The sequence below is a fragment of the Candidatus Eremiobacterota bacterium genome, from assembly GCA_031082125.1.
Classification (GTDB): domain Bacteria; phylum Vulcanimicrobiota; class CADAWZ01; order CADAWZ01; family Ess09-12; genus Ess09-12.
The window spans coordinates 70,257-80,091 of the sequence record JAVHLM010000023.1 but is presented as its reverse complement, the minus strand read 5'-3'; the positions used below and the strand labels follow the sequence as shown (position 1 = coordinate 80,091).

Here is a 9,835-nt window from a genome sequence, read left to right as displayed (position 1 = left end):
ACGCCTGAGACTCCCGCGACCGGGACGCCTGAGACTCCCGCGACCGGGACGCCTGAGACTCCCGCGACCGGGACGCCTGCGACCGGGACGCCTGCGGCGCCCGCTGCCGAGGTGCCGGAAATCAAGCCGATTCTCTCGACAGACGCCATCTCCTCTCTTGAACGGCTGAAACAGGCGAAACGAAAGATGCGCAAACAGATCTGAAGGGGGCTATTTCCACTTGAGAACGGCGAGCCATATGGTAAGCGCGGTGAGGGCAATGGAGACGGCAAGGGTGATGAAGCCTTTAAGCGTCGCTGCGTTGAGGTTTGCCGGGCTGTCTTCTTTTTTGGCCGCGTAAGAAAAATGCATGAAAGAGATATAATATTCCGAGAGGGTGAAGAGACCTATGACTATCACCGCGTATATCTTGAATGGCGCAATATGTCTGAAAAAGCTCTGAAAATCCATCAGTCCCCCCGCATACTTTTAGAGTAAGCCATTTCCTAGATACGATACAGGTCCCCGGAAATCCTTTCGGGCGATGAGCCCCCGGGTGCCTTATGCTTTCTTCTGTGTCACCACGCCCTGCTCCTCGCAGACCACCTTCTGGGCGAGAATTTTCTCCTCGTAGAGAGGGAAGCCCTTGCAGAGCTCCCGGACTTTCTCCCTGATGGCCGCCTTTGCCGCCTCATCTCCCCTTTTCTCAATGACCTCGTAGATACAGTCGGCGATAAACTCCATCTCCTCCTCCTTCATGCCCCTGGTGGTGATGGCGGGTGTGCCGAGCCGGATTCCGCCTGCAGTCTTCGGCCCCAGGGAATCAAAGGGGATACAGTTTCTGTTGGTGATGATACCGGCATCCTGGAGGGCCTCCTGGGCTTCAATGCCGGTCACCTTCTTGCTGGTGAGGTCAATAAGCATCAGGTGGTTGTCCGTGCCGCCGCTTACGAGGCGGAATCCCCTCTCCTGAAGGGATGAGGCGAGCTTTTTCGCATTCTTCACAATCTGGGCACAGTAGCTTCTGAATTCCCCGGTAGCCGCCTCTTTGAAAGCCACGGCCTTTGCCGCGATGACATGCATGAGAGGGCCGCCCTGAAGGCCGGGAAACACGGCGGCATCAATTTTTTTCTTCCACGATGCCTTGCTCAGGATCATCCCTCCCCGTGGACCGCGGAGAGTCTTATGGGTGCTTGACGAGACAAAATCGGCATGCCTGCAGGGGTTCATATGAACCCCTGACGCTATAAGCCCTGCAATATGTGCCATATCAACCATGAGAAGGGCTCCCACCTCGTCGGCAATCTCCCTGAACCGGGAAAAGTCGATTTCCCTGGGATAGACTGTGGCGCCTGCCACTATGAGCCTGGGCCTGTGCTCCCGCGCGAGGCTTCTCACCTCTTCGTAATCTATGAGCTCCGTCTCCCTGTTCACCGAGTATGAGACAAAACGGTAGAGCTTCCCGGAGAAATTCCGCGGGCTCCCATGGGTAAGGTGGCCCCCCTGGTTGAGGCTCATCCCCATTATGGTGTCACCGTAAGAGAGCGAGGCAAAATAGACGGCCATGTTGGCCTGGGAGCCCGAGTGAGGCTGAAGGTTGGCATGCTCGGCCGAGAATAGACCGCAGGCCCTCTTTATGGCTTCCTTCTCTATCTCGTCATAATAGGAACAGCCCGCGTAATAGCGGTCATGAGGATAGCCTTCCGCATACTTGTTGGAGAGTATGGAGCCCTGGGCTCCGAGCACCGCCTCGCTGATGAAGTTTTCCGACGCAATGAGGTTCACTGTCTCTGCCTGCCGCTCCGTTTCCTTCAGGATAAGCTGGGCAATATCAGGGTCAAAGCTGCATAGGTCTCTGAACATTCCATCCTCCTGCCTTTAAAGTGAGAAAATAATAATACGTGACGGCACTGCGTGATACCTTTTTAACGAAATTTCTCTCTCAAAGGAAAAAGAGGAGGCAGAGAGAATAGGTAAAATGGGGGAATATACACCACAACAGACCGTCCCTTTAGGTATGCAATGAAAGAAGATTTAGCAGAAGGCCATAAATTACAGGGCGACCGCTATGAGATAGTCCGCCTGCTGGGGAAGTCGGAATACAGCAAGGTCTATATCGCCAAGGACCTCAAGATGCTCAAGTCACGGATCATCAAAGAGGTCATATTCCCCGAGAATCCCGGCGACCGCAAGAAATGCATAGACTATTTTCAGAATGAAGCGAAACAGGTGATGCTCCTCAAGCACTCGACGCTCCCGCGGTATTTTGATTACTTTGAGGAAAACGAGAGCAACTTCCTGGTGAGGGAGTTTGTCGAGGGGAAAACGCTGGATCAGCTCCTTGCCAAGACACCGGGCGCGATTCCGGAAAAACAGTTTTATGCCTGGGCATCACAGATCTGCGACATCTTCATATACCTTCACAACCAGTCTCCGCCCCTCTTCTTCGGGGGCCTGAGGCCCGAAAACCTCCTGATCACCCCCATGGGAAAAATCCGCGTGATGGATTTCGGGAATGACAGGTTTTTTACTCCTGACCTGAGAAAGCCGATCCTGAAAAAATTCGCTCCTGAGTACCTCGCCCCTGAAGTCCTTGAAGGGGAGGAGATTTCCCTCAAGAGCGATGTCTATAACCTGGGCGCCCTCATCTACACGATCCTCACAGGCCTTCGCCCTGGAACACCGCCGCTCCCCTTCCAGACCAAGTCCCAGGAAAAGCCCGAGTACTTCAGAAATTTTGAGGACCCCGTCAGGAAGGCCCTGTCGCAGACAAAAGATGCCCGCTACCACTCCGCCGCAGAATTCAAAAGGCAGCTCCTGGGTGAGGAGGCAAGTCTTGGAGGGCCCCAGCTGGATATTGATACTCCCGAGCTGAACTACATAGACATCCCTGAAGGAAGGATGGTGCAGGGAAGCTTTAATATCAAGAATGCAGGCGGAGGAGTGCTTGCAGGGCGGATCACCGCCGATGTGACGTGGGTGAGGGTTTTCCCGGAATACTTCAACCAGAACAGCCAGTCCGTCGAGTTCACTGTCCATACCAACGATCTCCCCGAAGGCACGACCCACACCGCGGTGATCACCATCACCACCCCTACGGAGATAAAAAAAGTCCCCATTGAAATCGGGCTTCATGAAAAGACGGTCAAGTCAACCCTTAACCTGGGCGCGCTCCTCGCGTCAATATTTCTTCCCCTCATCAACGGGATTATCATGCTGATCTACCATAACCACGTTATTTTGAAAACCCAGCAGCAGATCCTGAAGCTCCTCTCCGTCTCCTCGCCTTCCTCTATAGACCAGGCAGCCCTCCAGGCCCTCACGATCCCCTCGTGGATTACCGATGAGATACACTTTTTCAACAGCCTTTTTATCTGTTTTGCCCTTTTGTGCCCTGTCTACCTCAACCTTCTGTACCAGACCCTTGATCAGGAGAATCAGAAAAAGCTTTCGACCCCGATCCTTTTCCTGATGCTCGTGCCCTCGCTCTTTGCCTATATGGGTGCGACACTGTCGCCCTTTCTCCCGGACAAGGCATTCCTGCTTCACAGCGGGCTCAAGGATCTGAGCCTGAGCGTCCTTCTGAACTACTTCCTGATCATCAACGGATATGCCTTCGTGTACTATATGTTCCACCTTATCCCCTCAATGCGGGAATTCGTGAAAAGAGTATCTATCCTCAACCTTTTCCTTCTTTTGATTCTCATCACCGGCTTCGCCTTGGTCATCCTGATGTCATGGGGAAAAATGGTGAGCCCCCTCTTCCGCATCATTTCAATCCTGGTGTTTATCCTGACCGCGATGCTCTGCTCCAGATCCCAGAACGATCTACGCAGAGAGGAATAGCGTGGTGAGATACTCGCACATCTGGGGATCGTTCCGCTCAAGGTAAGCCCGTCCCTCGGGGATAAAATAGGCATCAACGGACTCAGCGAAATACTCTGCAGGGTTGGTGGCGGCATACTGGGAGGGAAGCGCCTTGCGCTCCTTTTCAAACCAGTTCCAGAGCTGTACCGAGAGAGGGAGCCTCCTGCGATTCCTTGAGGTGAAGGCATGATCAAAGGCATGGGCGAATTCATGGCGGATTGCCGAGTGGTTTCTCATTCCCAGCAGCTCTTCGCCTACTACTATGAGGCGCCTGTCCTGGCAATAAATGCCTCTCACCTCTTCCCAGCGCCTCCCGTCAAAGGTCCGCTCGCCGGGCGCCACAATCATCATGCCTTTCACCTTTCTCTGGGTGAGGTTGCTGTTCTTTTCAAGCACAATGATGTGCACGCCGAAGCTTTTCACGTAGGTGATCATCTTTTCGCCAAGGGCTTCAAGCTCACGCCCCACCAGGCTCTTCTGCAGCGAGGGAGCATCCTGCACCACAATGCTCTCTACGATGTCCCTGATGCGGCTGCTGCCGCCGGCAGCCTCGCGGGTCTGCGAAGCCTGCGTCCCCGAGGTTTCGGTCTTCTGGGGGCCGCTTAAAGGGATAATGTACTTCCCATCCTTTTTCTGGAAAAGCTGCTTTTCCTTTTTCTTTTTTCCCTTTCCTTCGTTCTCCTCTTCTTCCTCTTCCTGCTCATAAATGGCTTCCCTGAGTGATTTGAGGCCGCCCAGAAGAGAATTGAAATCTTCTTCCTTGCCTTCCACAAAGCCCCTTTCTTTTCTGGAATCCAGGTGCTTTTTCAGCTTCCTGAGGATCTCGCGGGCCTCGGGTGAGAGGGCCACGAGATCGGTCATGAGGAGGGCACGCGCCACATCCTCATCGACCTCCTTGAAAACGTTGGGCTTCACGCTCTCAGCCTGAAGGCGCCGCGAAACCTGGAGGTGCTGGGAATCGTACTTGGTAAATCCAGGGCCTTGAATTTTGTCCAAAGCGACCTCTCCTTCCTGGAACCATTATACCTTAATGATGCAAAGGAATCAACAAGGTATTCACGGAATATCATGGAAAGACCTCGCAAGGAAAGGCAATCACCATGAGCGCTGAAGAAGCGGCAAGGAAACCGAAGGTATCAAGGAGAGGAGCGGCCTTTCTGCTGGTTATTGCCGCCGTGTGCGCCGGACTGCTCCTTCTTTACCGCCAGAGAGAGCTTACCCTGGCCGATCCGCTCACCATGCTTCCTGCGTCATCGAGGCTTGTCATCTCCATCGATGCCGTTCCTCTTCTCTCCCCCGGGAAAAACCTCGAGGAATATTACAGCAGGTGGAAAAACACCGACGGATACCGGTTTCTGGCGCAAGCTCTGAAGCTCAAATGGAAGCTTGATCTGGACAGCGACTTCCTGAGCTGGGCCGGGCCCAGGATTGCCATGGCATCCAACGTGCTCGATGAAAGCCCCCACAAATCCTTTCTGAAATGGAAGGAAAAAATGCCGCGCCTCATCATTGCCGCCTCGATAAGAGACGGCAATCAGGCGAAAAAAGTCATTGAGAAGCTTGAAAAGCGCTACAGGGATACCTCATCGGTAACCCATATCCCTTACAGGGGCGCCGACATTTTTTCGCCTGACCTGAGAACAGGACCTCACTTCTGCATATACAGGCACTTCCTCATCATCGCCGACAGCATTGACGACCTTCAAAAGGCCATTGACGCCGGTCTTGACAGGAAGAGCGCCCTGGCTTCCGACAGGGCCTTCAGGGAGAGCTGCGCCACTCTTCCGTCACCCCGTTTCGTCACCGCCTTCTGCAACCTCGGGAGGGAAAAGCTCTCCAGTGACCATAGCTCCTGGTGCCTCGGAGCTATAAAGAAAAAGGAGGGAATTGTCATTGACAGCGTCCTGAAAGATGACAAGACCTCACCGGGGGCTTCCCGGGGCGGTGACAATGACGTGGAAATCTTCTCCATGCCCCGCGCGCTCCCCGAGAGCACCTCGTTCTTCCTTGTGCTGAACAGCAGAAAACTCCTCTCCATTGAGGATGCCCTCCCGGGAGCAAGGGAAAAAAGGACCCTCAGCAAAGCCCTGAGAATCCTTGCCGTAAAGCTCAGGATGCCTATGCTGGAGGGACTCTCGCCGAAAATGAATGGTGAGATCGGGATTTCCATCGATATCGGCTCCATGCTCTCAACAAGCCTCATTGAAAGCATCTCAGGCCGGGGCACGGCGCCGAAGCTCTCGCCGGAAAACCTTCCCGGTATCCTCACCTTGGGATTCAGGGAGAAAATCAGCGGCTCCCTTCCTTCCCTCCTCGATGAGGCCCCTCTCAGCACCCTTCAGACTTACAAGGACCATACCATATACTCAAGAAAAAATGTCCTTGTGACTCCGCTGGACACCCTCCTCTGCATATCCCTTGACGGCACGCTCCCTCACCTTGAGCTTCTCATTGACACCTACCTGAAAAGCAGGCCCTCCATTGCAGGCTTGAATGGCTTTAAGGTGCTCTCGGAGGGAGTGACAGGGGGAGACCTGCTCTGCGGCTACCTGAAGCTTGATGAACTGGAGGCGGCATTAAAACTCTACAGCTTTGTGAAACCTGAGCTGAAAAAGCTCGTCGAACTCATCGGCCCTTACAGGGCCATCTGGCTGAAAATGACCGGCGAGGCCTCTCTTATCAGGACAAGAGTGTTCCTGGAATACCATTCCGAGTGACTGACGGACGTTATGGCGCCTTCAGATCACCACTCCTGGGCGCATAGAACTCCTCCCTGGTTATCTTCATCCACACCTTGTGAGCGACCTCACCGGTGAGAAAATTCACCTCCGTAAGCTCCCCCATTTTCCTGAAGCCGCACTTCTCGAAACAGCGCTGGGCCCTCGAGTTGAACTGGGCGGTGTCAAGCTCAATATAACCGAGCTTTTTTTCAGTGAAAAGCACTTCAAGTGCAAGCTTGAGCGCCTCTGTCCCATAGCCTTTCCCCCAGAAATTTCTCTCGCCGATGAGTATGCCTATCCTTCCGTAGTGGTCACCCTCCGTTCTCACGGTAAAACGGATGAACCCTATCAGAAGCCCCCCTTTGGTTTCTATGCTGTAGGCATTGTGCGGCGACGTCATGAGGTCGTGGTAGTATTCCATGGCAATGCGGTTGATCACGTCATGCTCAACGGTGAGGCCAAAGGCATATTCCATAAGCTCAATGTCCTGGAACCACGTGAGGAGGACCCGGTAATCCCTTGCGGCTACGGGGCGGAGATTGAGCCTCTTTCCCTCGGCCACAGGTGATTTCTTTTTTCCGAAAGAGAAAAGTCCGAACATGCCGGCATGGTACCTTCCTGGTATAGACTTGGCACCCTTCCCCCCAGGCGGGAGATGAGACAGTACTCCTCCATTATAGCGGAAAATCCTTTTTTTTGAAAGCAGTCTGCCGTGTGAATATGAGTTATCCTCTCCGGGAAAGCTTCCATAAGGCCCGAACTTCCCGCCCTATGAAGGAATTTGAGGTGTTCCATAGAACATCTCCATAGAATTGTCTCAAGGGAGGAACCTGGATGAGATGCCCTGTCTGTGAAGAAGAGAGAGAGCAAAGCCACACATTCTGTTTCACCTGCGGCGCTGCACTTCAGAAAGGGCAGCATCGCCATATCACCCCCGAGGAGGCGCAGCGGCTTCTTGAGATATCATTCGGCTTCGAAATCAACAACCTTATCAACCAGGCGATAGAAGCCTACGAGGCGATTCTGGAGGTGAGCCCCCATTATGCCGACGTGCATTTCAAGCTCGCCGTGGCATATGAGGCTGCAGGGCGCATCGGGAAAGCAATTTCAGAATACAAGAAGGCAATCAATGTAAACCCGCAGTATGTGAATGCCCACAGGAAGCTGGGTGAATTATACAGTGATGAGGGTTTCTTCGATGACGCAATAAATGAGTTCAGTACAGTGCTGAAAATCAAGCAGAAGCATTTCTATGCCGATGTGCATAACAACCTTGGCGTGGCACTTGAAAGAGCGAGCCGTTACAAGCTCGCGATGAAGCACTACCAGAAAGCCATCGAAATAAACCCCAATTATAACAGGGCCCATTTTAACCTGGGAAACGTTTACTGCGCCCTCGATCTCTTTGACAAGGGCGTCGAGGAATACCGGCTGGCCCTTGACACAAATCCTCGGGACGCACTCTGCCTCAATAACCTGGGAATCGCCCTCGCCACCCAGGGAAGGCTCGAGGAGGCCCGCGATGTCCTGCGCAAGGCAATTGCCATTCAGCCCAACTATGCCCGGGCTCACCGTAACCTTGGCAATGTCTATTTTGATCTAAGGGACCTGGAGAGGGCAAAGTATTCATATGAACAGGCGATCCAGCTTGATCCCTCCGATGCAAGAACAGAGGAGCTGCTCAATTCATTAAAATAGCAAGGAGTATGCCATGGCTGTCACAAAAGATCTCTATATGATTCTGGGCGTGCCGCCCATTGCGAGCGCTGAAGAGGTTCGCAAAGCATATCGGCAGCTCTCCAAGAAATACCACCCCGATCTCAACCCCGATGCCAAGCTTTACTCCGACGACAAGATGAAGGAGCTCGTGGAGGCTTATAACCTGCTCAACGACAATGAAAAGAGAAAGGAATACAGCAAGCAGCCTCAATTTCAGGTGCGAAAAACCCAGAAGCATGGAAGAAGGGCTGTCCCCACCCAGAGCGCGCCCTCAAAAAGCACCTCGTACGACCGCGAGCCTTCGCTCCTTGAGAGAATATTGTCGCCGTTCATGAAGCAGAAGGACCCGGAAGGAAATGTCGTGAAGGTTGATTATAAGGAATCAGACGTTCATTTCACCCTTGCCCTCACCATGTCTGACAATGAATCATTCTTTGACCAGGCCAGGAACGAGTTCAAAACGGCGCTGCGCTTTGATCCGGCCTGCCTTGAAGCTCTTTACAACTACGCCCTCATGTGCTACAAGCTCGGAGAATTCGACGATGCGAGAGTCCACTTCCAGAAATACCTCACCATGGAAAAAGATGACGCCCAGGCAAAAAAAATGCTGAGCCTCCTGAGAGATGACTATTAGAACTCCCCTGCCTCGATAAAAAAGAGGGCCACTTGACGTGGCCCTCTTTTTTATCGAGCTATTAGGAGAGAATTACTCCTGTGAAGGGCTGCCAGTCGGTGATGCCGCTGGTGCCCCTGTGTCGCCGGGTGAAGCGGCCGGTGATGCACCGGGCTCGGTGGCGGCGCCCTCTTTGGGCTTGATTTCGTACTTGGTCACCATCTCATCGAGCTTCTTCTTGGCATCTTCCATCTTGGTCTTGAGATCCTCGTCGGCCTTCTTGATGTCGGCGTCGAGCCTGTCCTTCTCTTCCTTGACTATGCCTTCCTTCTTGGAATCCTGGAATTTCTTGTGGGTATCTGTCTGAAGGGTTATAATCTCAACAATGACTTCCTGGTGAGCCCTTGCTTCCTGAGAGGCGGCCTTTTCCTTGAGAGCTCCATCAATCTTGCCTTTGAGCTCCTCATGCTTCTTCATATGCTCTTCCATCTTTTTGGCGAGCTCTTCTTTGCTCATCTTGTCTGCCCCGGCGACAAGCTCATTCCACTCTTTGTTGATGTCGTTCACGTTGCCCTCAACGACAACCCACTCATCGTAATAGGCCTGGGCGAAATCCTTATCTTGGCCGGCGGCTACTGTAGACGCAGGCGACGCGGCAGGTGATGATGTCACTTCACCGGGAGGAGTGGTTTTCCCACAGCCGACAAAAAGGCCGGCGATCAACAAAACAGCAACCAGAATTGTAAGCGTTCTCATTTATTATCTCCTTTCTAATATATGCCTTCTATAATCACACTTTCCGTAAAGTCCTTCAGCACACACCTCCTCCCTGTCTTTTTTCTTCACAATTTCTGTGATGCAGGCGCCTCTGCGCCGCTGTCAGAATCTTTTTTCACCGTTCTTTTAGATAAAATCTTCTTAGTATTCTGTTTCATGG

General features: G+C 53.0%; 10 protein-coding genes. 5 read left to right on the top strand and 5 right to left on the bottom strand.

Annotated features, from left to right (window positions below):
- Positions 1 to 204, top strand: a 204-nt coding sequence (locus RDV48_22250) for a hypothetical protein (GenBank protein MDQ7825538.1), incomplete at its 5' end; no start/stop codon positions are given.
- Between the two features lie 6 nt (positions 205 to 210).
- Here the strand turns inward: RDV48_22250 and RDV48_22245 are convergent.
- Together RDV48_22245 and glyA are read right to left on the bottom strand one after the other, a co-directional pair.
- Positions 211 to 450, bottom strand: coding sequence for a hypothetical protein (locus RDV48_22245; protein ID MDQ7825537.1), 240 nt, complete (start codon positions 448 to 450; stop codon positions 211 to 213).
- A 90-nt stretch (positions 451 to 540) separates the two neighbouring features.
- Positions 541 to 1,842, bottom strand: coding sequence for a serine hydroxymethyltransferase (gene glyA, locus RDV48_22240; protein MDQ7825536.1), 1,302 nt, complete (start codon positions 1,840 to 1,842; stop codon positions 541 to 543).
- A gap of 159 nt (positions 1,843 to 2,001) precedes the next feature.
- On the opposite strand from glyA, the gene RDV48_22235 reads away from it, so the two are divergent.
- Positions 2,002 to 3,825: a serine/threonine-protein kinase gene (locus RDV48_22235; GenBank protein ID MDQ7825535.1), complete on the top strand. Its 1,824-nt coding sequence runs from the start codon at positions 2,002 to 2,004 to the stop codon at positions 3,823 to 3,825.
- Here the strand turns inward: RDV48_22235 and RDV48_22230 are convergent.
- Positions 3,808 to 4,842, bottom strand: a complete 1,035-nt coding sequence (locus RDV48_22230) for a hypothetical protein (protein ID MDQ7825534.1) — start codon at positions 4,840 to 4,842, stop codon at positions 3,808 to 3,810. The genes RDV48_22235 and RDV48_22230 overlap by 18 nt on opposite strands.
- Positions 4,843 to 4,946: 104 nt before the next feature.
- Here RDV48_22230 and RDV48_22225 point away from each other — a divergent pair, with 104 nt between their 5' ends.
- Entirely contained in the window at positions 4,947 to 6,563 is a 1,617-nt protein-coding gene (locus RDV48_22225; protein MDQ7825533.1) for a DUF3352 domain-containing protein, read from the top strand.
- Positions 6,564 to 6,573: 10 nt separating this feature from the next.
- Here RDV48_22225 and RDV48_22220 read toward each other — a convergent pair whose 3' ends face one another.
- Positions 6,574 to 7,167 carry a GNAT family N-acetyltransferase gene (locus tag RDV48_22220; GenBank protein ID MDQ7825532.1) on the bottom strand — a complete coding sequence of 198 codons (594 nt, stop codon included), beginning with the start codon at positions 7,165 to 7,167 and terminating at the stop codon, positions 6,574 to 6,576.
- A gap of 233 nt (positions 7,168 to 7,400) precedes the next feature.
- On the opposite strand from RDV48_22220, the gene RDV48_22215 reads away from it, so the two are divergent.
- Both RDV48_22215 and RDV48_22210 read left to right on the top strand, forming a co-directional pair.
- Positions 7,401 to 8,264, top strand: a complete 864-nt coding sequence (locus RDV48_22215) for a tetratricopeptide repeat protein (protein ID MDQ7825531.1) — start codon at positions 7,401 to 7,403, stop codon at positions 8,262 to 8,264.
- 13 nt (positions 8,265 to 8,277) lie between these two features.
- Complete coding sequence (locus tag RDV48_22210; GenBank protein MDQ7825530.1) at positions 8,278 to 8,919, top strand: DnaJ domain-containing protein; 642 nt, start codon at positions 8,278 to 8,280, stop codon at positions 8,917 to 8,919.
- A 72-nt stretch (positions 8,920 to 8,991) separates the two neighbouring features.
- On the opposite strand, the gene RDV48_22205 is transcribed toward RDV48_22210, so the two are convergent.
- Positions 8,992 to 9,654, bottom strand: coding sequence for a hypothetical protein (locus tag RDV48_22205; GenBank protein ID MDQ7825529.1), 663 nt, complete (start codon positions 9,652 to 9,654; stop codon positions 8,992 to 8,994).
- Between the last annotated feature and the right edge of the window lie 181 nt (positions 9,655 to 9,835).